Source organism: Streptococcus macedonicus ACA-DC 198 (genome assembly GCA_000283635.1).
Classification (GTDB): domain Bacteria; phylum Bacillota; class Bacilli; order Lactobacillales; family Streptococcaceae; genus Streptococcus; species Streptococcus macedonicus.
The window spans coordinates 1,711,972-1,736,083 of the sequence record HE613569.1; the positions used below are offsets into that span (position 1 = coordinate 1,711,972).

25 protein-coding genes and 1 pseudogene are annotated in these 24,112 nt (G+C 37.5%); 2 read left to right on the top strand and 24 right to left on the bottom strand.

Annotated elements, in window-relative coordinates:
• Position 1 precedes the first annotated feature (1 nt).
• The 20 genes and pseudogenes from SMA_RS08580 to gatC all read right to left on the bottom strand — a co-directional run bounded on the left by SMA_RS08580 (position 2) and on the right by gatC (position 17,522).
• Entirely contained in the window at positions 2 to 688 is a 687-nt protein-coding gene (locus tag SMA_RS08580; protein WP_014295185.1) for a gamma-glutamyl-gamma-aminobutyrate hydrolase family protein, read from the bottom strand.
• A gap of 187 nt (positions 689 to 875) precedes the next feature.
• Entirely contained in the window at positions 876 to 1,592 is a 717-nt protein-coding gene (locus SMA_RS08585) for a YebC/PmpR family DNA-binding transcriptional regulator (protein WP_014295186.1), read from the bottom strand.
• A gap of 236 nt (positions 1,593 to 1,828) precedes the next feature.
• Positions 1,829 to 2,669: pseudogene (locus SMA_RS08590) on the bottom strand (SDR family oxidoreductase).
• Between the two features lie 116 nt (positions 2,670 to 2,785).
• The gene (locus SMA_RS08595; protein ID WP_014295187.1) at positions 2,786 to 3,508 is read right to left on the bottom strand and encodes a MerR family transcriptional regulator; all 723 of its coding nucleotides are present in this window, start codon (positions 3,506 to 3,508) and stop codon (positions 2,786 to 2,788) included.
• 85 nt (positions 3,509 to 3,593) lie between these two features.
• A complete protein-coding gene (locus tag SMA_RS08600) occupies positions 3,594 to 4,688 on the bottom strand; it encodes a nucleotidyltransferase (RefSeq protein WP_014295188.1) in 1,095 nt (364 codons plus the stop codon).
• A gap of 56 nt (positions 4,689 to 4,744) precedes the next feature.
• The gene (locus SMA_RS08605) at positions 4,745 to 5,287 is read right to left on the bottom strand and encodes a hypothetical protein (RefSeq protein ID WP_142348592.1); all 543 of its coding nucleotides are present in this window, start codon (positions 5,285 to 5,287) and stop codon (positions 4,745 to 4,747) included.
• 25 nt (positions 5,288 to 5,312) lie between these two features.
• Positions 5,313 to 6,491, bottom strand: coding sequence for an RNA-directed DNA polymerase (locus SMA_RS08610; protein ID WP_048816352.1), 1,179 nt, complete (start codon positions 6,489 to 6,491; stop codon positions 5,313 to 5,315).
• A 59-nt stretch (positions 6,492 to 6,550) separates the two neighbouring features.
• Entirely contained in the window at positions 6,551 to 7,288 is a 738-nt protein-coding gene (locus SMA_RS08615) for a class I SAM-dependent DNA methyltransferase (RefSeq protein ID WP_014295189.1), read from the bottom strand.
• A gap of 85 nt (positions 7,289 to 7,373) precedes the next feature.
• On the bottom strand, positions 7,374 to 7,727 hold the full coding sequence (rsfS, locus tag SMA_RS08620) for a ribosome silencing factor (protein WP_014295190.1): 354 nt from the start codon (positions 7,725 to 7,727) through the stop codon (positions 7,374 to 7,376).
• Between the two features lie 31 nt (positions 7,728 to 7,758).
• The gene (gene yqeK / locus SMA_RS08625; RefSeq protein WP_014295191.1) at positions 7,759 to 8,352 is read right to left on the bottom strand and encodes a bis(5'-nucleosyl)-tetraphosphatase (symmetrical) YqeK; all 594 of its coding nucleotides are present in this window, start codon (positions 8,350 to 8,352) and stop codon (positions 7,759 to 7,761) included.
• Positions 8,342 to 8,980: a nicotinate-nucleotide adenylyltransferase gene (locus tag SMA_RS08630; protein WP_014295192.1), complete on the bottom strand. Its 639-nt coding sequence runs from the start codon at positions 8,978 to 8,980 to the stop codon at positions 8,342 to 8,344. The genes yqeK and SMA_RS08630 overlap by 11 nt, the downstream gene beginning before the upstream one ends.
• A gap of 76 nt (positions 8,981 to 9,056) precedes the next feature.
• Positions 9,057 to 9,371, bottom strand: a complete 315-nt coding sequence (gene yhbY, locus SMA_RS08635) for a ribosome assembly RNA-binding protein YhbY (protein ID WP_093529519.1) — start codon at positions 9,369 to 9,371, stop codon at positions 9,057 to 9,059.
• Positions 9,372 to 9,511: 140 nt separating this feature from the next.
• On the bottom strand, positions 9,512 to 10,630 hold the full coding sequence (gene yqeH / locus SMA_RS08640) for a ribosome biogenesis GTPase YqeH (RefSeq protein ID WP_014295194.1): 1,119 nt from the start codon (positions 10,628 to 10,630) through the stop codon (positions 9,512 to 9,514).
• Positions 10,630 to 11,157, bottom strand: coding sequence for a YqeG family HAD IIIA-type phosphatase (locus SMA_RS08645; RefSeq protein ID WP_039671178.1), 528 nt, complete (start codon positions 11,155 to 11,157; stop codon positions 10,630 to 10,632). Before SMA_RS08645 ends, yqeH begins: the two co-directional genes overlap by 1 nt.
• Before the next feature lie 127 nt (positions 11,158 to 11,284).
• Positions 11,285 to 12,673: a DHA2 family efflux MFS transporter permease subunit gene (locus SMA_RS08650; RefSeq protein ID WP_014295196.1), complete on the bottom strand. Its 1,389-nt coding sequence runs from the start codon at positions 12,671 to 12,673 to the stop codon at positions 11,285 to 11,287.
• A gap of 8 nt (positions 12,674 to 12,681) precedes the next feature.
• Entirely contained in the window at positions 12,682 to 13,098 is a 417-nt protein-coding gene (locus tag SMA_RS08655) for a MarR family winged helix-turn-helix transcriptional regulator (RefSeq protein WP_014295197.1), read from the bottom strand.
• A gap of 145 nt (positions 13,099 to 13,243) precedes the next feature.
• Positions 13,244 to 14,152 carry a DMT family transporter gene (locus SMA_RS08660; protein ID WP_014295198.1) on the bottom strand — a complete coding sequence of 303 codons (909 nt, stop codon included), beginning with the start codon at positions 14,150 to 14,152 and terminating at the stop codon, positions 13,244 to 13,246.
• A gap of 159 nt (positions 14,153 to 14,311) precedes the next feature.
• Positions 14,312 to 15,754 (bottom strand): Asp-tRNA(Asn)/Glu-tRNA(Gln) amidotransferase subunit GatB, encoded by a 1,443-nt coding sequence (gene gatB / locus SMA_RS08665; protein WP_014295199.1) that lies wholly within the window; start codon positions 15,752 to 15,754, stop codon positions 14,312 to 14,314.
• Positions 15,754 to 17,220: an Asp-tRNA(Asn)/Glu-tRNA(Gln) amidotransferase subunit GatA gene (gene gatA / locus SMA_RS08670; RefSeq protein ID WP_014295200.1), complete on the bottom strand. Its 1,467-nt coding sequence runs from the start codon at positions 17,218 to 17,220 to the stop codon at positions 15,754 to 15,756. The genes gatB and gatA overlap by 1 nt, the downstream gene beginning before the upstream one ends.
• Positions 17,220 to 17,522, bottom strand: coding sequence for an Asp-tRNA(Asn)/Glu-tRNA(Gln) amidotransferase subunit GatC (gatC, locus tag SMA_RS08675; RefSeq protein WP_014295201.1), 303 nt, complete (start codon positions 17,520 to 17,522; stop codon positions 17,220 to 17,222). The genes gatA and gatC overlap by 1 nt, the downstream gene beginning before the upstream one ends.
• Before the next feature lie 248 nt (positions 17,523 to 17,770).
• Here gatC and SMA_RS08680 point away from each other — a divergent pair, with 248 nt between their 5' ends.
• Positions 17,771 to 19,027 carry an ISL3 family transposase gene (locus SMA_RS08680; protein WP_014294295.1) on the top strand — a complete coding sequence of 419 codons (1,257 nt, stop codon included), beginning with the start codon at positions 17,771 to 17,773 and terminating at the stop codon, positions 19,025 to 19,027.
• Between the two features lie 41 nt (positions 19,028 to 19,068).
• Here SMA_RS08680 and SMA_RS08685 read toward each other — a convergent pair whose 3' ends face one another.
• Positions 19,069 to 19,617 (bottom strand): cysteine hydrolase family protein, encoded by a 549-nt coding sequence (locus SMA_RS08685; RefSeq protein WP_014295202.1) that lies wholly within the window; start codon positions 19,615 to 19,617, stop codon positions 19,069 to 19,071.
• Between the two features lie 24 nt (positions 19,618 to 19,641).
• Positions 19,642 to 20,427, bottom strand: coding sequence for a GTP-sensing pleiotropic transcriptional regulator CodY (codY, locus tag SMA_RS08690; RefSeq protein ID WP_014295203.1), 786 nt, complete (start codon positions 20,425 to 20,427; stop codon positions 19,642 to 19,644).
• A gap of 12 nt (positions 20,428 to 20,439) precedes the next feature.
• Between codY and SMA_RS08695 the strand changes: the two genes are divergently transcribed.
• Positions 20,440 to 20,652 carry a hypothetical protein gene (locus SMA_RS08695; protein ID WP_014295204.1) on the top strand — a complete coding sequence of 71 codons (213 nt, stop codon included), beginning with the start codon at positions 20,440 to 20,442 and terminating at the stop codon, positions 20,650 to 20,652.
• 140 nt (positions 20,653 to 20,792) lie between these two features.
• Here the strand turns inward: SMA_RS08695 and SMA_RS08700 are convergent, their stop codons facing one another.
• Together SMA_RS08700 and SMA_RS08705 are read right to left on the bottom strand one after the other, a co-directional pair.
• Positions 20,793 to 22,007 (bottom strand): pyridoxal phosphate-dependent aminotransferase, encoded by a 1,215-nt coding sequence (locus SMA_RS08700; RefSeq protein WP_014295205.1) that lies wholly within the window; start codon positions 22,005 to 22,007, stop codon positions 20,793 to 20,795.
• A 36-nt stretch (positions 22,008 to 22,043) separates the two neighbouring features.
• Positions 22,044 to 23,810, bottom strand: a complete 1,767-nt coding sequence (locus SMA_RS08705) for a glycerophosphodiester phosphodiesterase (protein ID WP_014295206.1) — start codon at positions 23,808 to 23,810, stop codon at positions 22,044 to 22,046.
• Positions 23,811 to 24,112: the final 302 nt, after the last annotated feature.

Below are 24,112 nucleotides of genomic sequence, written 5' to 3' on the forward strand. Positions count from 1 at the left end.
CTTATAGTGTTTTTACCAAATAATTGAACAACAAACGACTTTCACTTTTTTCTAAAAGAAGTTCTGGGTGCCATTGAATTCCCAAAATCGGCTCACCGTGTTTGCTTTCATAGGCTTCGATTGTCCCGTCACGAACATCACGCGCTGTCGCAATCAAATTAGGTGCCAAATCTTTGATACTTTGATGATGAAATGAATTAATCCATGAACCTGATTTTACCAAATGGCTGACACGACTATTCGGCAAAATTTCCACTTCATGAGATGTTCCTGAAATATCATCTTGCCAATGATTATCAACCTTTTGATTGAGAGTGCCACCCAAAGCAACATTAAGTAGTTGCATACCACGGCAAACTGCAAAAATCGGTTTATTTTGACGAATGGCTTCTTTCACCAAAGCAAATTCAAATTCATCACGTTCTAAGCTGTAATCGTCACTATCAACTTCTTTTTCTTCACCGTAAAATTCTGGCGTAACATTTTGTCCACCTGATAAAACTAATTTATCAATCATACTAATATAGGTTTTAGCAAGCTCTGGTGTTCCCACAGGAATGATGATTGGAGCTCCTCCAGCTACCTTAATACCATCTGATAAATAACGAGAAACCGCATCAAAATGCAATCCTGACATAGCTGGCATTTCTTTGATATTTCCTGTAATCCCAACAATGACTTGTTTCATTTGATGTCCTCACTTTCATTAGTTTAAAAGTTATCTTACTGTGATAAGATTATTCTATCCTAGATTCGCACCAATTGCCAATAGATTTTTTTTATCACCAAGTTAGCCTTAGCTTATCACCAAAAATAAAAAGGATATTCAGCCTTTTGAACTGAATATCCTATCATTTTATCAATGATGTCTGATATTAGAAATCTGATACGTTATGGTAAACTTTTTGAACGTCTTCGTCATCTTCAAGAACGTCAACAAGTTTTTCAAAGACTTCAAGATCTTCACCTTCAAGTGTCACTTCTGATTGAGGAATCATTTCAAGTTCAGTTACTTTGAATTCTTCAATACCGTTAGCACGCAAAGCTTCGATACCTTTGTGAAGATCAGTTGGCGCTGTGTAAACAGTAACAACACCATCTTCTGCTTCAACGTCTTCAACATCAACATCAGCTTCTAGCAATTGTTCAAAAACACTATCTGCGTCATCACCATCAAAGACAATAACACCCTTTTTATCGAACATGTAGGATACAGAACCAGATGCTCCCATGTTACCACCGTTTTTACCAAATGCAGTACGCAAGTTAGCGGCAGTACGATTAACATTACTTGTCAAAGTATCAACGATAATCATTGAACCATTTGGTCCAAATCCTTCGTAACGACCTTCAACGAAAGTTTCGTCTGTACTACCTTTTGCTTTATCGATTGCGCGGTCGATAATGTGTTTTGGTACTTGCGCTTGTTTTGCACGTTCAAGTACAAATTTCAAAGCTGAGTTTGATTCTGGATCTGGTTCACCTTTTTTAGCAGCAACATAGATTTCAACACCAAATTTCGCATAAACTTTAGAGTTAGCACCATCTTTGGCAGTTTTTTTGGCAACAATATTGGCCCACTTACGTCCCATGGGTAGTCTCCTTTGTAAAGATTATTTTTATTTTAGCATGATTAATTGATTTGGACACCCTAAAGCCCCAAATCATTGAACTACTGAACTAGCAAAGCTAAATTCGTAATCTTTAATATTATAGCACTTTGACGGGGCTGTGTAAAATGGGGGACGGTGTTTAAATCCCTTACAATCGACTAAACGACCATTTTTTAGAAAAAGAAGCCCTTTTACAGTACATAAATGATTAAAAATCAGCTCAAATCTCGTAAATACTCTGCCAATGACGTTGGTGCCTTTCCTAGCACACACTCAATATCATCTGATAAGCCTACTTGTTCCCCTTTAGCGATTGCAGTATAATTTGACACCCAAGAATCGTATTCCTATTGCTCGGCTTGCCAAATTTTGCGAGAGTCATAAGCTTCCTCAACAGTTTCTTCAACGTACGTCACCGTTTTTCCAAGAGAATGACTGATTTGCTCTGCCATTTCCGATAATGTCAATTCTTCTGGTCCTGTCATATTTAAGGTTTGATTTGCCCACTTTTCAGGATTTTTAAGAATTTCTACCGCTACATCGGTAACATCCGAACGCACAACAGCAGAAACTTTTCCATTACCTGATGGACCTTTGATTTCACCGTATTGGCGTGCCATATCAACAAAAAAATCAATATAAAAATTATTACGCAAAAAAAGTGTATGCCAATCCTTTTTCCTTAATGTATTGCTCCGTTACCGCATGGTCACGCGCCAAAGTAAATGTTGAACTTGGACTAGCATTGTAAAACGAAGTGTAAACAATATGCTTAACACCAGCCACTTTAACAGCATCAATAAAAGCCCTGTGTTGTCGCAAACGTTCAGGATTCTCCTTGGCTGAAATCATAAAAAGTACATCAATTCCTGAAAGAGCCGCGATAACTTCATCAGAATACTCATAACTGCATTTTTTCACAGTTGCCCCTGCCAGTTTGGGAGCACGTTCTGGCGAACGCGCCAAGTGACGTGCCGCAACACCTGCTTCTGATAATTCCTTAGCGACAAAACCACCCGAATGCCCCGTAACACCAGTAATCGCTAATGTCGTCATGTTTTTTCCTCCGTTAGCTTTAATAACCTTCATTTTAACATGAGCTCACAAAAACTGCTGACGTTTGGTTTGAAAATGAAAAGCCAAACTTTTTAAAAGCTTGGGCTACTTATAAATTATCCGTTATTTTTAACATATTCTGCAATAACTGAACTGACAAAACTAGCTGTCCCTTGACCTGCCGCTTTATCGATAAAAGCTGTGAAACGATTATCCGTAATATACATTTGCCCCAGACCTGACAAAATCTCCACATCACATTGGTAAAAATGCTCACTAATATAGCTTTGTAAAGTTTCAACTTGTTTTTGAACCTTGCTATCAGAAAGAGAATGCTCTTTTAGCTTTGCAAAGTCTCTCATTATCGCTGCCATTTCTTCCGTAATGACCGAAAAATCAGTCTGTGGATTTTTTTCAAATGCTTGATAAGCTTCCGTCGTTCCCCAACGTTCTTTAGCTTCTCTTTGAAAAGCTTCCAACTCTGACTTGTCGTAAGCCGTAAATGTCATCATGTTTCCTCCATTTTCCTGCAAGGACTTGGCATGAAAAATAACTTTTTCCAAATGCTCTTTTTTCAATTCGAGCCATTTTATCTGCTCGCATAAAGCTTCTTCTTTGTCATAGCTTGGGTCCGACAGGATTTCCTTTATTTTTTTAAGAGGAAATTCTAGCTCACGAAACAGAAGAATTTCTTGCAAGCGTTCAAATGCGTCCATATCATAAAATCGATAGCCATTTTCCCCAATAAAGGAGGGAGTTAAAAGACCAATCTGGTCATAATAATGCAACGTTCGCACGCTAATGCCTGATATCTGACTCATCTCTTTTACTGTTTTCATGTACTAGCTCCTCTCGATGATAAGTATAGGCTATAACGTTACGTTAGAGTCAAGAGAAAAAATAAAGTTTTTTACTTGTAACCGCTCACTTCTTTATTATCACTGGAACTTTTCCCCAGTTTTGCTCTTGAATGTGTGGATTTCCTAGCGCATAAACTTGATCGGCTTGTTGCGTTCCCACATCCCACGGTTTTGCACCGATTCGAGCCACGATATCCACAGATTTTTTCACCGTTTTGAGGTGTTCCTGCCCTTTTGGCGTAAATCCCAGCACATGAACAGCTTCTGGCAAGGGCTTTTCCACAGCTCCCACCAAAATATAAGCCAAAATACGGCGCACACGCGCCTTTGTGTAGCGTTTCGTGGCAACTTTATCCACTAACTCGTCCACAGTCGCTACGCTCCTAACAGCAGAGCGAATACGGCTAGCTAGTTCTTCATTAACTTGGAAAATCCCCGTCAAATCAGCATTTGTTAGGATTTGATATTTAAGCAAAGGGAGATAATCATCCCAAGTCACCTGAGAGGCGTTGAGGAAAAGATCCGCATTTGGCATGAATTTATCCACAAAAGCTTTGTCTTTTCTGTGGACACGCAAATTTGTCGCGGACGCAAAAGGTGTTTCTGTCTCAAGCGAGTGATAACCTGCTCCTTGACGCATGATTGGAGTCAGCTGAATAGCTTTTCCAGCGCAAGCTTTGGCATAAGAAAGCCCTAAAATATGATTTGGGGTATTTCCAGTAAAGTTCACACCAGCAAAAGTCTCCCACATTTTCTGCGTTTTCTGTGGATAAGACAAATTATCTGGCAAACTTTGCAAGTAATCCACCATTTTCTGTTGATTATCCCCATAAATCTGTGAAAAGTGTTGATAATCCAGATTTTCTTCAGTGCCAAATACCAACTTATCCACACCTAAACGCTCTAAAATGTCCACCGCACCTTGTGCAAAGTAATCCGCTGACTGAACAGCCACCAAAAATGGCAATTCAACCACCAAATCAGCGCCATTTCGCAGCGCCATTTCCGCGCGTGTCCACTTATCCACAATCGCAGGCTCGCCACGTTGGACAAAATTTCCCGACATGGCAACAATCTTGATCCCCTCAGCCTGCGACAACAAATACTTATGCCCATTATGAAAAGGATTAAATTCAGCAATAATACCAGTAACAGTCATGGAGTGCTCCTTTTAATTCTAATTCAATCAACTTTTATCACACAGTAACTATGAGTTTACATTTCTGAATAATCAATTAAAGTCATTTTGTTATAGCTAATTTTATCTGGCAAATTCTCAATCTCACTGATATCGATAAAATCCTCACAGTCAATTTTAAAATCATCTAACAGCCACTCTTCTTCAAAAATACCCTCTGAAATCTCTTTAGTAGTAACAATATCATTTGCGATATTAACAAGCTTATTATTATTTGATGACAAATAATCTTCAAATAGATTATTATCCTTGCTTTTATAGATTATTTGAACAATGAGTCTATTTAACCATATGTCTAAATATTCATTTTCACCAAATTTCTCTAACTTCTTGCGTATTTTCTTTATTGTTTCAAATTTCTTGTAAATATTTGTGCTATCTTGGATATTGAATTTCGATAATAAGATAGATAATAATTGAATTCCAATACTAGTTATTTTAGGATTTTTTAAAATAATATCTACTAAGATAGAAATTAAAGTATCAATATCAGTCCCATTATGTATAAAATCTTCTTCAAAAGAATTTATACGATTTTTAAACTCATTAAGTACCTTCACAAGTTGCCCACTATTTGGATATCTATCAGCAAAATCTTTGACAATGAACAGGTGCTTTTTGTACAGTTGCACTATATATTCGATTATCAAAATAATTTTTAAATCTTTTCTTAGAAAGATTTTTCTTTTTTGTGAACCCTACGTAACTTAAAAAATCTGAAAAGAATTCTTCTGGTTTCTTATAAAATTTATCACCACTTAATTTCACAACAGGATCATGTTTCAACCAGTATAACTTATCTTCTTTTATCGAATCCTTGACAACATTATCAGATAATTTTGTCTTTGAGTCACCTAACGATAGTTTATATCGCTGTAAAATTACAGATAGTATCTTTTTGATTTTATGCAATTCATCTATACTATTCGTAAAAATTCGATAATCATCCCTGTATCTTAAAATATGATATCCGCTGATTTTTGAGATTTCGAGCTCATTAACTAATTTAACATCAATATAGGCAAGATAGGCAAGCAATAGTTCGGCAAAAAAATCTGAAACTACATTTCCCTGTGGAATACCAACCGTCTCTCGATAATTCATCCACTGAAATCTTTTATCTATACCACTTCCAAAACTATTATGTTCTTCTTTTGCATTTTCTTCTCCTATAATAGCCCAATGCAGACTGTGAGTATAGATACTTCCATAAAAATTACTAATATCTAATTTTAACATGTAGGAATATTCTACACTAAACCTAATACTTTCTTGTTCTATCTTTTTCCAAAAATGAAGTGCCAACTCTTTTTTATAATCTGTAGCTAATTGACTCTCAACTTCAAACGGAATACTAAAACATTCAATCTGATTTTTTACTTTGCTCCTTAGCTCATTAAATCTTGTTACTAAATTTCTCCAACTATCAGATTTTGTAATGGCATTTACCAAATCTACGTATAAGTAAGGATGGATTAAAGTAATTGGGCGATATGAGTTAGAAGTCTTATTTAGTTGCATGCAAAAATTAATATTTGGATAATCTGAATACTTTACTTGATTCTTCACAATATTTATTTCAGTATCAGAGTTATTCTTATTGGAAAGAATTTTATCTTCCATCTTATCAATTGCTTGATTAAGAATAGAATCAATGTTGAAATAAGAAGGGAGATTTAATGTAAAATAGCTTTCTGATTTTAATAAAAAATTTCTTGCTTCTTCATGGGACATTTCTAAAATAGATCTTTTCTGATATGACATACAGATCTCTTTTATGTAATAAGAATTATCAGCTTAACTAATAAATTGACAAACTCCCCCTACTTCTGGCACACAAAGAACCAGCGGTTTGATTTTTTGCGTGGCTTTTTGTCCTCAAAGTCGGCGTATAGTTTGAATGATTTGAAGCCTGCTTGTTCCAAGAGGATATCGTAAGTTAGAACTTCATAAGTGCGTTCTTCATGAACTTCGTCATAACGTGTGAAGCGTCCATCCTCGTCCTGCAGGAAGAAAGTCAATTCATGCACAACAGAATGTGGTGCCTCATCAGCATAGGTGTCCCAAACCATGGCAAATTCTTCTGCATTTTCATGGTAAGAATAACCAGGAAAAACGGTATCAGTTTGGTAAGTCGAGTGCACGTCAAAGATGAATACTCCGTCCTCATTCAAACAGTCATAAACTTGTTTAAAGACATCGCCAACCTCAACTTCATCAGCCATATAACAGATAGAATCTGAATAACAGGTCACCAAATCGTAATTTCCTGCTTGCGACAAATCGAGCATATTACCTTGTTTGAACTCTATAGCTTCGCCAGCTGCTTTTGCACGTTTTCTTGCGATTTCAAGCATATCCTCACTCAAATCAAGCCCTGTCACGTCAAAGCCAGCTTTGGCAAAACGTACTGACTGAATCCCAGTTCCACAGGCTAATTCCAAGAGTTTTTTCTTATTTTTTGGAAAATGGCGGAGCGAAAAGTCAGTCCATTTATCATAAAGGGAGTCATCCATGATAGCATCATAAACCGATGCAAATTTTTCGTAGTTTTTGTTCATTGTTTTGTCCTATCAAAATTCTATCATTCTTAGAATGAAATAATCTGAGACAAGTGCCCCAGATTATAAGAATAATGTTGCAAAATTAAGCAAGGTATTCTGATACGTCAACCATTGATGCTTCGTGCCAAAGTTTTTCAATGTTGTAGTGTTCACGTTCGTCTTCTGAGAAGATATGGACAACAACATCATTAAGGTCAAGAAGTACCCAACCTGTACGACTATCACCTTCAGCATGACTGGCATCACGACCAGCTTTTTTAACTTTTTCACGAATATTTTCTGCAATAGCGTCCAGTTGACGTGTGTTCATAGCGCTAACCACTACAAAATAATCTGTCACACTAGTCAATCCATAAAGGTCTAAGACAACCATGTCTTCTGCACGTTTTTCATCAGCTGCCTTGACAACAACAGCTAAAAGTTCTTCTTTAGTCAATATAAATCCTCTTTCAATTCTATAAATCTATCTAGTCTTTTAAATAATGAACATACGCATTATAAGTCTCAATGGTTTGTGGGAAGATAGGAAAGGCTTGGTGCGCTAGATGTTCTACGGTATGAACAGTTTCGTAGGCAACCGCCTTATCTAACGATTCTTTAGCAATCACGCGCGCTTCTTCCACCAAGGGAAAACGGCGATTTGGCTCGATATAGTCTGCCACATAAACAATCTTATCTAGCAAGGACATATCACTTGAACCAACTGTATGAGTCTCAATACTGCGCAAGATTTCCTTGTCCGTCACGCCCAAATCTTCTTGAATCTTATAAATACCGACTATGCCATGCCAAACATTATTGCCCCATTTTTTTAGTTCTGGGTCAAGCTGATACTTATCAATCAAATTTAAAAATTCTTGGTCTGAAATCTCTTTGGCATAATCGTGGATTAATCCAGCCAGTCCAGCTTTTTCCGTATCATAACCATAACGCTCTGCTAATTCAATAGCAGTTTTTTCCACGCCAAGGACATGGTTAAAACGTTTTTCACTCATAACTGATGCAACTTTGCCTAAAAGCTCAGCACGTTCAATTCCCACGGTATAAGCCTCATAAGTCATGATAAAGTCCTTCTTTCTCAATGTAGTCAATAACTGCCTGTGGCATTAGGAAATTAGGACGGCAACCAATTTCAAAATGACGACGAATCATACTAGATGAAATATCCATCAGCGGCACATCAACCCAAATCACTGGATAAGACGTTCCAGCTTTGTATTTAGGACGTTGAACACCGACAAATTGCACCATTTTAATCAATTCATCAATTTTATACCATTTTGGCAAATAATCCACCATGTCTGCGCCAATGATGAAATAGTAATCAACATCAGGATTTTTTTCAATCAAAAGCTTCATTGTATCGTAAGTATAGCTAATGCCTTTACGTTCCAACTCAATGGTTTCAATCCCCAAACCATCAACACTTTCAATGGCTAATTCAAGCATTTTCAAGCGATGTTTTTCATCGATTGTATTTTTCTTATCAACGTGTGGTGGCTCGTATTCGGGCATAAGAAAAACCTTATCCAAACACAATTGTTGGCGAACTTGGTCTGCAACGACGAGATGTGCATTATGAACAGGATTGAAATTACCTCCTAAAATTCCAATCTGCTTACGATTTTTATCTTTTTCTTTCTTCTCCAATTCAACTTTGGTGAATGGAGTTAACAATTCTAATGCCATATTGACTACCTCCAAGCCAGGCGACTTCTTAAACGACTAACTCTTTAAACGACATTATCAATTCGTAAACTTGACTTTATCGATTCAATTCTTTTACTTTTGGTGAGATTTTACGGTTTTGTTTTTTAGACGATTCTTTATAAAGAATAAGGATACGTCCGATTTTCAAAACAGTATCGCAACCAATTTGATCTTCTAAGATTTCAGCAACTTCGTGAATATCTTCATCAGTATTTTGAAGAAGCGTTACCTTAATCAATTCGCGCGCATCCAAAGCAATTCGGACACTTGTTTTAATTTGGTCATTAAGACCATTTTTCCCAATTTGCACAATTGGTTTCATTGAGTGTGCTTGTGATTTCAAAAAAGCACGTTGTTTTGATGTTAACATAATTATCATATCAGGCATGAAAATCCGCTGAAAACACACTCAACAAAAAATCTTAATTTGTTCAGTCGGCTTTTCAGTAAATTTTCCGCCTCTGTTCAAGTCACTCAAAACTGACCTGAACTTCCTTTCTTTTTATTCTTTTAAATCAATGCCTTGCGAAGCAATACTGCCACACCTTCTGGCGCCCAAGCAGCAATTTTAACAGGGCTATCTTGCGAAGCTTTAATGCGAATCCAACCCAACCCAGAATAAACCACATCCATTTTAGCTTTAATGGTAAATTCATGACGGACTAATTTTGGAAAATCAACTAATTCCTTGTCTGTCGGTGGTGTCAAAAGACTGCCGACATGTTTGTCATAGAAAGCATCAGCACCAGCTAACTTGGTACGGTGCAATTTCAAATTATTGTCAAAATAAGCTGTAAAACCTTGCTTGTCTCCTGAGATAAAATCAAAACGTCCCAAACCAGCCAAGAACAGCGTTTGTTCAGGGTTGAGCTGATAAGTTTTCGGTTTAATTTCTTTCTTAGGACTGATATATTTCAAATTTTTATCCCCAAGATAATGTGCCATTTGGTGACGGTGAATAATCCCTGGTGTATCAAAAATATAACTACCGTCGTCCAATGGAATTTCGATTTTATCAAGGGTTGTTCCAGGGAAGCGAGATGTCGTAATAATATCTTTTTCCCCTGTTATTTCTTTGATAATAGCATTGATAAGGGTTGATTTACCAACGTTTGTAACACCCACGACGTAAACATCACGCCCACGACGTAATTTTTCAATCTTTTCAATCAAGTCCTTGATAGCTTGGTGATTTTGGGCGCTCGTCAAAACAACATCAACTGGACGAATCCCTTCTTCGTGCGCACGTTCTGTTAGCCATTGTGTCACTTTGCTATCCTTAACTGATTTTGGCAAAATATCCTTTTTATTTCCGACAAGTAGGACGTCATTGTCAGAAACAAAACGTGGCAAGCCAGGGATAACTGAACCATTGAAATCAAAGATATCCACAACATTAACCACAAGGGCGTCACTATCACCAACTTCGTGTAGAAGTTTCAAAAATTCATCATCAGTAATGTGCACATCGGTGATTTCATTGTAATGACGTAATCTAAAACATCTTTGGCAATACAATTTGCCACTTTCTAAACCTTTTTCAAGAGCAGCTTTTGGGGTATATCCTGCCTTTTCCTTATCTTCTATTTGAATTTTGGCTCCACAGCCAATACATAATAATTCTTCCATTAAATTCCTTTTTGATATTGAATTTTTCCGTATTTTTCTTCAAGTTTAGCCCAAACACGGCGTTCGCGCCAACGATTAATCTTTGTATTCCAAGCATCAGAAGTCACTAACGGTCTGACCAAAACGGACTGAATATCAGAACGGTGTGCCGCACGAATGTCCGTCATCAACTGATCACCAACCATGATAACCTCATCACGATCAAAACCATAACGTTTGATTGCCATATTGATACCGCGTGTGAAAGGTTTCATGGCACGGCTAACAAAGTCCACACCAAATCGTGAAACCGCACGATTCACACGAGAATGCTTGTTATTTGATACGACAACAACTGAAATATCCGCCATAGTCATCTCATCTAACCATGCACGTACTTCAGGCGTTCCATCAGGATTATTCCATGCGATTAAGGTATTATCTAAATCCACTAACACGGCATGAATCCCACGTCGTAATAAATCATCTGCTCTTAAATCATAAACTGCTTCAACCACGAAGGTCGGCCTATAATCGTCTATACTCAAATTCTTCTCCAAAAAATATATTTTACTATTCATTTTAACATATTTGCCAAAATATGGCGAATTGAAAACCATTCCCACATAAAGAAATTTAATAAAAAAAAGAGTGGCAAGCCACTCTCTCTATAATTTATTTTTCTTTTCCGTCTACAACTCGTAGTAAGATGACAAGTTCGATAGCTGCTAGAATTAGCAAGACGATAAAGGCATTGCGTGAGCCTTGGGCCGTTGCTGCAGAGTAACTAAGGCTGCTGTTTGTTTGGGTTAGGGCTACAATCAATGAAGCGATTGTTGTTCCAACGGCGCCAGCAAATTGTTGTAGTGTATTAAAAATTGCGTTAGCATCTGCACGCTCCTTATGTGCTACTTGTTTTTGACCACTTGTCATGACATTACCAAACGCAATTCCAGTTCCACCCATTGATAAGATGTAGAAAATTGCCAACCAAGTATTTGATAAATGCAAGCCAAAAATACTATAAAGACAAAGAGCAAAGACAAGCATGCTTACCCCAAAGATAATTGGCTTTTTAGCTCCCAAACGGTCCAAGATGCTTCCACTAAATGGAGCAAAGCAAGCACCAATAAACGCTCCTGGAAAAACCAAAAGACCTGCTAACGTTGAGGTTGAATGATTAACCAATTGAACATAGTTTGGAATCAAGAATGATAATCCCAAGTTAACAATTTGGAAAAGGAAAAATGCCACAACGTGTCCTGCAAATTTTCCATTTTTCAAAACGGATAACTCAACGATCGGCACAGTCAATTGAGCTGAACGTTTCACAAGCACGACAAGCCCTGCAATACCAACAAATAGGCTACCTAAAACAGGCAAGCTAAGGAAATCGGAATCAGCAAGGTTATTAATTCCTAAAATCAGACCAATAAAGGCACAAAGAATCGCAATCACGCTAAGAATATCCAATTTTTCACGCGCCACTTCATATTTTTGTTCAATAGATGTCACACCTAATACTAAAGAAACTAATAACAACGGAATCAACAGAACAAAAATAAAACGCCAACCTAAGTTTGAAGCGACCAAACCACCAAATGTTGGTCCAACCGCTGGAGCGACCGCTGTAATCAACGTTCCCACTCCCATCATTGCACCGATTTTATTCATTGGCACTTGGTCCAAAATGATATTAAACATCAAAGGAAGGGCAATTCCGACACCAATCCCTTGGACCACACGACCAAATAAAAGAATGGCAAAACTTGGCGCAATAGCATCGATTAGAACACCCAAAATAAACAACAAGTTGGCTACTAAAAAGACAGATTTTGTCCTAAATGAACGTTTTAAGTAAGCTGACAAGGGCACAACTGACGCAACAACCAAAAGATAAATCGTTGTCATCCATTGAACCGTTGAGGTATTAATTCCAAATTCTGTCATCAAGGTTGGAAATGTGATATTCATAGCTGTTTCGACAACCACACCACAAAATGATAACATTCCCACACCAACAATGGCTCTAATGACTTTAGGTGAAATTTTTTCTTCTGACATGAGTCCTCCTATTTTTCTTTCATATAATACTCTAAAATTTTCTCAAAAATGGCAATATCCTCTTCTGAAAAGTTTTTTTCCAACTCTTTTTCTTGGTTTCTGAAGTAAGAGCGACATTCTTCCACTAAACCTTGAGCTTTCTCCGTTAAATGAACGGATTTTTGTCTGGCATCCTGTTGTGATATTTGACGATAAATCAGTGCCTTTTTCTCCATTCGTTGCAAAAGTACCGTCGTTGTTGAACGCTGAATGTTAAATTCTTTTTCAATGTCTTGTTGGAAATATTCTTCCTTTACACCTTGACTTAAAAAATCAATGATAGACATCTGCATACCAGTCAAATCAAAAGTTTTTGCGAATTGGTCAAACTCTCGTCCCAATTGATTACTTGCCTTTTTGACCAAACGTCCGATATTTTTTTCCATAACGTTTCCTCATTTTTGTTAGTTGGCTAATTGTTAGAAAGCTAACAAATTATAGTTTGAGCTTCTTTTACAAGAATGTCAAGGGGCAAAACAAAAAAAGTTATAGCAAGCAAATCTGCTCAACTATAACCCTTTAATATTATGACTAATGCAATTGTTTACGCACAGCGATTAAGTCACGAAGAGAAACCGTTAAAACGGCTACAATAATGAAAATCATTCCCACAAAATCCATTGGGTAGAAAATTTCATGCATAATGGTTACCGAGAAAAAAACTGATGAGACTGGTTCTATCGCTGCAAGCAAGCTCCCTTTCACAGCCCCAATAATCGTAGTCCCTTTTAAGAAGAAAGTGTAAGCAAAGGCAGTTCCGATAATGATAATCCCAAATAAAGCTAACCAATTCCCTGTTGTTAACACTAGAGGATACTGCCATGAGCGTGTCACGATTGGAAAAACAACGCCCCCCATAAGCATGCCAAGTCCAATCACCGTAAAACTGCCAAATTCACGAATTAATTTAGCAGGCAAAACAATGTAAAAAGAATAAGTTACTGCTGAAAATAGCCCCCAGAAAAAGCCTTTCGGAGTCATTACCAAACCGTCAAGATGACCATGCGTTGCAATGATAAAGGTACCTAAAATCGAAAAGAGAATCGCAAAGAATTCTGACAATGTCGGCACCTGCTTATTTTTCAACGACATATAAGCCAAAATAATAATCGGTGCCACATACTGTAAAACCGTCGCCGTACCAGCATTCGTGTAGTGAATTGCCATCAAATACGCATATTGATTCATCAAAAGCCCAATAATAGCAAACACAGCGATACCACCAAGAACTTTCGGCTGTTTTACCGCACGAAAAAAATGCTGTGGCTGCGAAATTACCGCCATTGCAGTCAACAAAAGCCCTGAGACAATCAATCTCACGCTTGTCAGCAAGTTAATGTTCATCCCATGTGCCATAAGATATTGCCCTGAGATGCCAGAAATCCCCCAAGCAATACCTGCCATAAGAACCATAATTGTTCCCTTTAAATTCTTATTCATCTTAACTCCATTCAACACATCAAAAATAAATTCAGCCATCAGTATAACATATTTGAATTAAAGAAAACACACCACTTCTGACACCTTTTGTAAAATAATCTTTCTAAAAATTCTGTCATGCTGGTACAAAAAATCACCCCGAAGGATGATTTTAATTTATTAGTCTTCTTTTAATTTTGCCAACTCTTGTGCCAACAATTTAAGGGCAACTTGTGGGTTTGCTTTACCTTTTGTGGCTTTCATCAAGAATCCAGTGAAGGCTTTATCGGCATTACGTTTACCAGACTTGAAGTCAGCAACAGCAGCTTCATTGTCCTCAAAGACTTGGTGGATAATCGGAATAAGCACAGCAGGGTCAGAAATTTGAACCAAACCAGATTTTTCAACGTATTCACGCGCAGAACCACCATTTTTAGCCAAATGAACAAAAACTTTCTTGGCAATTTTAGATGAAATAGTGCCGTCCGCAATCAAACCAATCATTTCCACCAAGTTTTCTGGTGTCAAGCCAATTTGCTCGATAGTCTTAGATTCACTGTTCAAGAATTGAGCAACTTCACCCTGTAACCAGTTAGAAACTTGTTTAGCATCACCACCAAGCGCAACTGCACTTTCAAAGAAATCAGATGTTGCTTTCGTTGCTGTCAATTGCGCAGCATCGTAATCAGACAAGCCAAATTGTGACACGTATTTAGCACGGCGTTCTTTTGGAAACTCAGGAAGGGTTGCACGCATTTCGTCAATCCATTCATCAGACACTTCAAAGAGTGGTAGGTCTGGTTCTGGGAAGTAACGGTAGTCAGCAGCACCTTCTTTGACACGCATAAGAATTGTGCCTTTGTTAGCTTCATCGTAACGACGTGTTTCTTGACGGATTTGACCACCAGCGCGCAAGATTTTCGCTTGACGTTCTTGTTCAAATTCAAGACCTTTACGCACATTGCTAAATGAGTTCAAGTTTTTCAACTCAGTCTTCACACCAAATTCTTCTTGACCGTAAGGGCGAAGCGAAATGTTGGCATCCACACGCATTGACCCTTCTTCCATCTTAACGTCAGAAATACCTGTGTATTGGATGATTTCTTTAAGGGCAGTCAAGTAAGCATAAGCTTCTTCTGGTGAACGCATGTCAGCTTCAGACACGATTTCGATCAATGGCACACCTTGGCGGTTAAGGTCAACGTATGAATAACCATCTGTACCGTGGGTATTTTTACCAGCATCTTCTTCCAAGTGGGCACGTTCAATGCGGATTTTCTTAGTTGAACCGTCTTCTAATTCGACTTCAATCCAGCCGTTGTAACCGATTGGCTCATCAAATTGTGAGATTTGGTAGGCTTTTGGATTATCAGGGTAGAAATAGTTTTTACGGTCAAAGTGCATGTGCTGGTGAATGTCCATGTTCAAAGCTAGCGCAGCCTTGATACCAGCATCAATAACACCCTTGTTCATGACTGGAAGCACACCAGGGAATGACCAGTCAACCACGTTGGTGTTGGTATTTGGGTCTTCACTAAAGTGGGCTGGTGTTGGTGAGAAGATTTTGGAATTGGTATTCAATTCAACGTGGACTTCAAGTCCAATGACTGTTTCAAAGTTCATTAGTTCTCACCTCCGAAAATGATAGGTTGTTGTTTATGGTAATCAGTGCTTGCTTCAAAGGCTGCTGCAGCTTGGTAGATAGTTTCTTCACTGTATTTTGGACCAATCAATTGCATACCAACTGGGAGACCTTGATCAAATCCAGCAGGAATTGAAATTCCTGGAAGCCCAGCCAAATTGACAGGAATTGTCAAAATATCTGCCAAATACATAGCAATAGGGTCATGATTAAGCGAATCCAAATCATAAGCAACACTTGGAGCAGTTGGACCTAAAATCAAATCATAATCCGCAAAGATTTTTTCAAAATCACGAATAATCAATGTACGAACTTGACCAGCTTTTTTGAAGTAAGCATCGTAATAACCTGATGACAAGCTAAATGTACCAAGCATAATACGACGTTTCACTTCATCACCGAAACCTTCACTACGTGTATTAACGTAAATATCTTCAAGATTGTTGTAGTTTTCAGTGCGGTAACCGTAACGAATACCGTCAAAACGTTGCAAGTTTGAAGAAGCTTCTGATGAGGCAATGATATAGTAAACCGCTACGCCATATTTACTGTGTGGAAGGCTAACTTCCTCAACCGTTGCACCAAGTTTTTCAAAGTGTTTAGCCGCTTTAAGAATTGTTTCTTTCACTTCTGGGTCGATACCTTCACCAAGATATTCTTTTGGCAAAGCAATTGTCATGCCTTTAATATCTTGACCAATTTTAGCTGTGAAATCAGCCACTTCGCGGTCAGAAGATGTTGCATCTTTAGTATCATGACCAGCAATCACATTCAACAATTGCGCATTTTCTTTAACCGTTTGAGAAAATGGACCGATTTGGTCAAGTGAGCTACCAAATGCAATCAAACCAAAACGTGATACACGTCCGTAAGTTGGTTTCAAACCAACAACACCATTAAAGGCTGCCGGTTGGCGGATTGAACCACCAGTATCAGAACCTAGTGCCAAACGAACTTGACCTGAGGCAACAGCTGCCGCAGAACCACCAGATGATCCACCAGGAACTTTGCTATGATCCCAAGCATTTTTTGTTTTCTTAAAGTATGATGTTTCAGTTGAACCACCCATGGCAAATTCGTCCATGTTTGTTTTACCAACAACAATCATATCCTTACCGTAAAGTTTTTCAACCGCAGTTGCATCAAAAATGGGTTCATAGTTGTAAAGCATTTTAGAGGCTGCTGTTGTTAAAATACCACGTGTTGAAATATTATCTTTGACAGCCAAAGGAATCCCTGACATCACATTATTAGCATCAATTCCTTTCTCATCAATGGCTGATGCTTGTGCAAGAGCTGCTTCTTCAGAAACAGTGATGAAAGAATCAACAACTACTTCACGTTCTTTAATATCTTCAAGTGTTGCTTTGGTTAATTCAACCGCTGAGATTTCTTTATTGACAAGAAGATTATGCAACTCATCAATTGATTTTGTATTAAATGACATTAGGCATCTCCTCCGTCCTCTAAGATAGCAGGAACTTTAATATAGTAATTTTCAGATTCAGGCACATTTTTAAAGAGCTCATCACGGTCATCACCAGCTACTGCCACATCTTCACGCATAACAGTCTTACGATCTGCCATTGTTGTCGTTACAGGGACGCCCTCTGTATCAACTTCATTCAAGAGTTCTACCATATCTACAATTTTAGACAAAGTTGTCGCAAATTCTGCTGTTTCTTCTTCAGAAAAGGACAATTTTGACAAATCAGCCACATGACGAACTTCTTCTTCAGAAATTTTCATCTCTATCTCTCCTTGATTAAATTAAATCGTAACCTAAATTACAATACAGTCCTTAAAATTATACCATATTTTAAGCCTCTTTAACATGAAAAAAAGAAGTGGTCTACCACTTCTTCCAAACTTTGGCTCTATAATTTCTGTAGTGGGTAAATCCACTGTAGAGATTATGGAGCCTTTTTTAGTGTAGAAAAAAAGTCCCATATGACCTATAATGAAAAGCGACTAAACTCATATTAGAAAGGGTTCATATGGAACAACTAAATCTTATCACAAATTTTCTCAGAATTAAAGACAAAAATATCACTATCACTGATGAATATAATATGGGGACTCACTTAGAACTCCACGGTCACTTGGACTACACAGCCCCTAAATGCCCAAAATGCAAGGGACAAATGGCTAAGTACGACTACCAGAAAACTTCTAAAATCCCCTACCTAGAAACTGCTGGCTACCCTTTGCTTATCCGTCTTCGAAAGCGTCGTTTCAAGTGTAAAGATTGCGGAAAAATGGCGGTAGCTGAAACTCCTCTTGTCAAGAAAAACCACCAAATCTCTGTCGCTGTTAACCAGAAGATCGCTCAATTACTCATCGAAAATCAAGCAATGCAACAGATTGCACACAGGCTATCTATCTCAACATCGTCAGTTATGAGAAAGCTCAATGAGTTCAAGTTTGAAACGGATTGGAATACCCTACCCGAGGTGATGAGCTGGGACGAGTATGCCTTCAAGAAGGGGAAAATGAGCTTCATCGCTCAAGATTTCGACTCCCTAAATGTCATCGCCATTCTCGACGGAAGAACCCAAGCAACCATCCGAAACCACTTTCTACGCTATCCTAGAAAGGTTAGAAATCGGGTCAAAGTGATTACCATGGATATGTTTAGTCCCTATTATCAACTTGCTAAACAGCTTTTTCCGAATGCAAAAATTGTACTCGATCGCTTTCATATCGTGCAACACCTTAGTCGTGCTATGAACCGTGTCCGTATTCAAATTATGAATCAATTCGACAGAAAATCCCAGGAATACCGAGCCTTGAAACGTTACTGGAAATTGATACAACAAGATAGCCGTAAACTCAGCGATAAACGATTTTATCGTCCTATGTTTCGAATGCATTTGACTAACAAGGAAATCCTAGAAAAACTCCTATCCTACTCAGATGAACTACGACAGCACTATGAACTCTATCAGCTTCTCTTATATCATTTCCAAGAGAAAAACTCAGATCATTTCTTTGACCTCATCGAACAGGAAATAGCCACTGTTAATCCTATTTTCCAGACGGTATTTAAGACATTTTTAAAGGATAAGGACAAGGTTTTAAACGCCATGGAATTGCCTTATTCCAACGCCAAACTGGAAGCTACCAATAATCTCATCAAAGTCATTAAGAGAAATGCCTTTGGTTTCAGGAACTTTGAAAACTTTAAAAAACGGATTTTGATTGCTTTGAACATAAAGAAAGAGAGAGCGAAGTTCGTCCTCTCTAGGTGTTAGCTTTTCATCTACCCACTACAGTTGACAAAGAGCCCAAACTTTTAAACAATCCTTGCACCTAAGACATTTTTTAAATGATTTAGTGCAAACTGATGATTTTCCTCTGTTAAGCTCGCGACTGCTTCCGCAGGAATTTCAACATCATATCCTAAATTGTAAGCATCGATAGCTGTATGAAGGACACAAATATCCGTCAAAACGCCTGTCAATACAACAGTTGTCACACGACGTTCACGCAATCGAATATCCAAATCCGTCCCTGAAAAGGCTGAATAATGACGTTTATCCAACCAAAAGACTTTGCTATCTTCCTTGATTTCTGTATATAAATCAGCTAACTGACCATATAAATCACGACCACTTGTTCCCTTGATATTATGAGGTGGGAACAATTTTGTCTCTGGATGAAAATCATCCCCCTCATCATGACCGTCAATAGCAAAGAAGATATAATTCCCCGCTTCATAGGCTTCTTTGGTGACACGCGTAATAGCTTCTTCAATAGCTTGTGCTGACTTTCCAGCCGTTAACTTACCATCATCTGCTACAAAATCATAGGTATAGTCAATTGAAATAAGAGCTTTTTTCATTAATCATATGCCTTTCTTTTTTCATTAATCATATGCCTTTAATTTATCGAAGATACCTTCATTGATGACTTTAAGGTAAGTTCCTTTCATACCCAATGAACGACTTTCGATAATCCCCGCAGATTCCAATTTACGTAGGGCATTAACAATAACTGAACGTGTGATACCAATGCGGTCAGCAATAACTGATGCAGTTAAGCGACCTTCTGTACCGTCTAATTCACCCAAAATAGCTGATACAGCTTTCATTTCTGAGTAAGATAGCGTGTTAATAGCCATATTAACAGCTGTTTGTTTACGAATGGTTTCTTCAAGATTTTCAGTTTGAAGATTAAGTAATTGGATACCAACTACTGTTGAGGCAATTTCAACAAGAATCAAATCATCTTCTAAAAACTCTTTATCATTACGCCAAATGATAAGAGAACCTAGACGCATACCTCCACCATAAATTGGTGCAATAGTTGTCAAGCCATCAGGATAGATGTCTTTTGATTCTACTGGGAAAATAGTCAATTCATTATCCACAGACAAGTTTGCCTCTGTGTCGTAAACACGACTAGCCGCTTTAACGTAGCTTTCCGGAAATTGTTTGGCATCAAAGAATTCCTCTACGCGGTCAGTATTTGTTTTATACTTCATTGCATAACCAAGAAGGTTACCTCCTCCGTTGATGATGCAAACGTTACAATCAATGATATCAGCTAATTGATCAGCCATTGTATTATATGGCAATTCAGTGTCTAAGCTGTCAACAGAGCGTTGCAAAATTGATGTAATCTTTCGTGTTTTTTCTAATAAATTCGACATTTTCTACTTCCTTTGCGTTATTTGCGTTATTTGCATTATTTGCATTATTTGCATTATTTGCGTTATTTGCGTTATTTGCGTTATTTGCGTTATTTGCGTTATTTGCGTTATTTGCGTTATTTGCGTTATTTGCGTTATTTGCGTTATTTGCGTTATTTGCGTTATTTGCGTTATTTGCGTTACAATTATATCAAAGGAATCCTTATTTTGCAAACAATTATCTGAAAATTACTTTATTTTATGACATTTTTGTAAACGCATTCTTTTTAAGCAAATTTTAACCAAAAAAAGCATCAAAATGTTCGGATTTTGCGCTTGATTTTTTAATCAAACTGTAAATTTCCAACATTTTAATAGCTTTTTCTTTAGCGTCGATATTGATTTAATACTCGTGTTAATTTTTCTTGAACTTTTGCCAATTCTTCCACGCGTGGTAGATAAACGATACGGAAGTGGTCTGGCTCATTCCAGTTGAATCCTTTACCCGGAACCAACATGACTTTTTCTTGTTTCAATAATTCCAAACAGAATTGTTCGTCATCATCAATCCGATACATTTCACGGTCGATTTTAGGGAAAATGTAAAGTCCTGCGTCTGGTTTCACAGCTGAAAGCCCTGGAACTTCATTGATAGCTTTATAGATAAAGTTACGTTGTTCATAGATTCGACCACCAGGAATTAACAATTCATCAACTGATTGGTAGCCACCAAGTGATGTTTGAACAACATGTTGACCTAAAACATTGGCGCAAAGACGCATGTTTGCCAACATATTAAGTCCTTCAATGTAGCCTTTAACATTATTTTTAGGACCTGATAAGACCATCCAACCAACACGGAAACCGCAGATTCGGTGAGATTTTGATAAACCATTCATTGACACACAGAAAACATCTGGTGCTAAGCTAGCAATTGCTGTATGTTTTTTACCGTCCATTACCAAGCGATCATAGATTTCATCAGCAAAGATAATCAAATCATTTTGACGAGCAATTTCAACAATTTCTTTAAGAAGCTCATCAGGGTATAAAGCGCCTGTTGGGTTATTAGGGTTAATCACAACAATCGCTTTTGTGTTAGAAGTGATTTTTGATTTGATATCATCAATATCAGGATACCAGTTAGCTTTTTCATCACAAAAATAATGAACAGCATTACCGCCCGCCAAGCTAACACAAGCTGTCCACAATGGATAATCAGGCATTGGCACCAAGACTTCATCGCCATCATCAAGAAGCGCCTGAAGAGACATTGAAATCAATTCAGATACACCATTTCCTAGATAAATATCATCAATATCTATATGTGGGAACCCTTTTAGCTGACAATATTGCATAATTGCCTTACGCGCAGAAAAAATCCCTTTACTATCTGAATAAGCTTCACTATTGCGGGCATTAGCAATCAAGTCTCGAATGACTTCGTCTGGTGCTGTAAAGCCGAATTCAGCTGGGTTACCAGTATTAAGACGCAAGATTTTTTCACCGTTGGCAATCATACGATTGGCTTCGTCAAGAATGGGACCACGGATATCGTAAGCAACGTGTTCCAGCTTTGAAGATTTATCAAATGTTTTCATAGATTTCACCTCGTTTTAGATATTATAAACTTTCCCTTACAAATTTTCAATCCAAGAAAGGTTAGTTAGACGCAAAAAATAGTCAAGATAGCTATTATCATTTGCTAAATACTCCTCAATATCACTCACTAGGTCTGGATAATCGGTAATAATCCCATCTGTACTGGTTTTGACGTACTTTTCAATATCATCAGTTGAATTAATCGTCCAAACGTAAATTTTCTTACCATTTTTATGTGCTGTACGTGCTAAGAGCTCATTATATGAGAAGTCCTCAATCGCATAAAAATCCACTTTCTGACTGGTAAAATTTCCAATTTGCAAAGAAATGGTATAACCTGTCTTGATTGTTGGGTCAAGTTTTTCAACCGTTTCAATTGTCTTTAGGTCCGCAGACATGATCATATAAGATTTCTCAACACCCAGCTCTTTCATTTTATCAACAAACAATTGTTCATAATTTGCAGGCTCATTGCCTGTTGGTTTTAACTCGACTAACAATTTAATACCGAGTTGCTTTGCCTTAGCGACGTAATCCTTAAAAGAAACAATTTGTGATTGATGACCATTTTGACTTGTTTTCAAACCAACAACGTCTTTGGCGTTAGATTGCGAAATCATGATATCCTTACCTGTTAAGCGTTTGAGATTATTATCATGGCTAACGATAAATTGCTGGTCTTTTGATAAAATAATATCCATTTCAGCATAGTCAGCGCCAGCATTTGCCGCACCTTCCAAAGCTTCCAGAGAATTTTCAACCCCTTGCGAAACCATTCCCCTATGTGCAATCACTTCTAAGTGCTCCACAGGTTCGCCAGACACTTTCAAAACATTGTATATATAATTAATACCACCAATGACCAAAATAAGTCCAGTCAAAGCTAACAAACGATGACGTCTTTTTCCTTGATTATCAGGTGCTAAAGTGGTACTGCTATTTTCTGTCACTTGTAATAAGTAGGAAATCGATGCTAATTTGAACAGCAGTCGCCCTGCAAACAATACTCCCCAAACAAAGGATAAGAATAAAGTTTCAACCCAAAACGATTTATCTGCGCCATCAACCAAAGCCGCTAAACTGATGCCAAGAAAACTAAACGCAGCAACAACAGCTATAACACTAATCAGAACAATAGCAAGCCCAAATAATTTTAAAATTTTCTTACCACGTGTTAGTTGCCAAGATGTTGCCATATTACGCCCAAAACGTTCACCTTTTCCAGTCACCGTCAAGGGCAAGGTGTATAAAAATCGAAGATTTAGGTAGCCTAAAACAAGGTAAAGCACATAATAGAGTAGTTTTCCATTCGTCGTTTTCAAAAGCTCACCTGAGATAAATTTCGGAATATAGAGATTTTCTAACAAAGCTGATGAAAACATCACATTCAAAAACGGAATTGTCAAAACAAGATAAACCAAAAAGGCTAAGAAATGCCAACCTGAAATGGCTTTAAAAAAGTAAATTTTATCTTCTTTTAACCGCGTCCAAGTTAACCGTAGTTTTGCTTCCTTATGCCGAATAATTTCAACGAGAAGCGAAAATTCTAGGTAAACTAAAAAAGCTAGCAAAAAAAGATAAATCACCAAAACACTTAATGTTAACGGATTGGTCAAAAATGAAAAGATATTGTCGATTGTCATTCCTGGAATATCAGAACCAACCAAAACAAGCCTAATTAACAGTGACAAGACATAAGCCCCAACTATCGTGATTAGGAGTTGTAAAATCGTTGCTCGTAAAATGTATGTGTATTTATGACGATACAAATCTTTTAAAACAGCTACCATATCTTTTCTCATTACTTTTTCCCTCGCTTTTTCTATTATAGTAAAAAATATTCAAAAAAATACTTCAAACGCTTTCATTTTTTGTATAAACAGAGTATAATAGCGTTAGGGATGTTTTAATATTAATTATAAGCGGTTAACGATTTATCTCATCCCTCTTAGCTTATTAAAATTATTGATATGGGCTGAAATTTTGGAACGCGAGATGCTGTTTTTTGAGCAAGACAGCATACGGATAACTAACCTTAGGTCACTAAAGCCAAGATTTCTTATTAATCCTATTTTTTCGGTCACTTCACGCTTTTACTAGCATA

What these genes read in the sequence shown, in the direction of transcription:
- SMA_RS08580 (WP_014295185.1), bottom strand. Translation starts at nt 688, where the DNA reads ATGAAACAAGTCATTGTTGGGATTACAGGAAATATCAAAGAAATGCCA.
- SMA_RS08585 (WP_014295186.1), bottom strand. Translation starts at nt 1,592, where the DNA reads ATGGGACGTAAGTGGGCCAATATTGTTGCCAAAAAAACTGCCAAAGAT.
- SMA_RS08595 (WP_014295187.1), bottom strand. Translation starts at nt 3,508, where the DNA reads ATGAAAACAGTAAAAGAGATGAGTCAGATATCAGGCATTAGCGTGCGA.
- SMA_RS08600 (WP_014295188.1), bottom strand. Translation starts at nt 4,688, where the DNA reads ATGACTGTTACTGGTATTATTGCTGAATTTAATCCTTTTCATAATGGG.
- SMA_RS08610 (WP_048816352.1), bottom strand. Translation starts at nt 6,491, where the DNA reads ATGTCATATCAGAAAAGATCTATTTTAGAAATGTCCCATGAAGAAGCA.
- SMA_RS08615 (WP_014295189.1), bottom strand. Translation starts at nt 7,288, where the DNA reads ATGAACAAAAACTACGAAAAATTTGCATCGGTTTATGATGCTATCATG.
- yqeK (WP_014295191.1), bottom strand. Translation starts at nt 8,352, where the DNA reads ATGACTTATGAGGCTTATACCGTGGGAATTGAACGTGCTGAGCTTTTA.
- SMA_RS08630 (WP_014295192.1), bottom strand. Translation starts at nt 8,980, where the DNA reads ATGGCATTAGAATTGTTAACTCCATTCACCAAAGTTGAATTGGAGAAG.
- yhbY (WP_093529519.1), bottom strand. Translation starts at nt 9,371, where the DNA reads ATGTTAACATCAAAACAACGTGCTTTTTTGAAATCACAAGCACACTCA.
- yqeH (WP_014295194.1), bottom strand. Translation starts at nt 10,630, where the DNA reads ATGGAAGAATTATTATGTATTGGCTGTGGAGCCAAAATTCAAATAGAA.
- SMA_RS08650 (WP_014295196.1), bottom strand. Translation starts at nt 12,673, where the DNA reads ATGTCAGAAGAAAAAATTTCACCTAAAGTCATTAGAGCCATTGTTGGT.
- SMA_RS08655 (WP_014295197.1), bottom strand. Translation starts at nt 13,098, where the DNA reads ATGGAAAAAAATATCGGACGTTTGGTCAAAAAGGCAAGTAATCAATTG.
- SMA_RS08660 (WP_014295198.1), bottom strand. Translation starts at nt 14,152, where the DNA reads ATGAATAAGAATTTAAAGGGAACAATTATGGTTCTTATGGCAGGTATT.
- gatB (WP_014295199.1), bottom strand. Translation starts at nt 15,754, where the DNA reads ATGAACTTTGAAACAGTCATTGGACTTGAAGTCCACGTTGAATTGAAT.
- gatA (WP_014295200.1), bottom strand. Translation starts at nt 17,220, where the DNA reads ATGTCATTTAATACAAAATCAATTGATGAGTTGCATAATCTTCTTGTC.
- gatC (WP_014295201.1), bottom strand. Translation starts at nt 17,522, where the DNA reads ATGAAAATTTCTGAAGAAGAAGTTCGTCATGTGGCTGATTTGTCAAAA.
- SMA_RS08680 (WP_014294295.1), top strand. Translation starts at nt 17,771, where the DNA reads ATGGAACAACTAAATCTTATCACAAATTTTCTCAGAATTAAAGACAAA.
- SMA_RS08685 (WP_014295202.1), bottom strand. Translation starts at nt 19,617, where the DNA reads ATGAAAAAAGCTCTTATTTCAATTGACTATACCTATGATTTTGTAGCA.
- codY (WP_014295203.1), bottom strand. Translation starts at nt 20,427, where the DNA reads ATGTCGAATTTATTAGAAAAAACACGAAAGATTACATCAATTTTGCAA.
- SMA_RS08700 (WP_014295205.1), bottom strand. Translation starts at nt 22,007, where the DNA reads ATGAAAACATTTGATAAATCTTCAAAGCTGGAACACGTTGCTTACGAT.
- SMA_RS08705 (WP_014295206.1), bottom strand. Translation starts at nt 23,810, where the DNA reads ATGAGAAAAGATATGGTAGCTGTTTTAAAAGATTTGTATCGTCATAAA.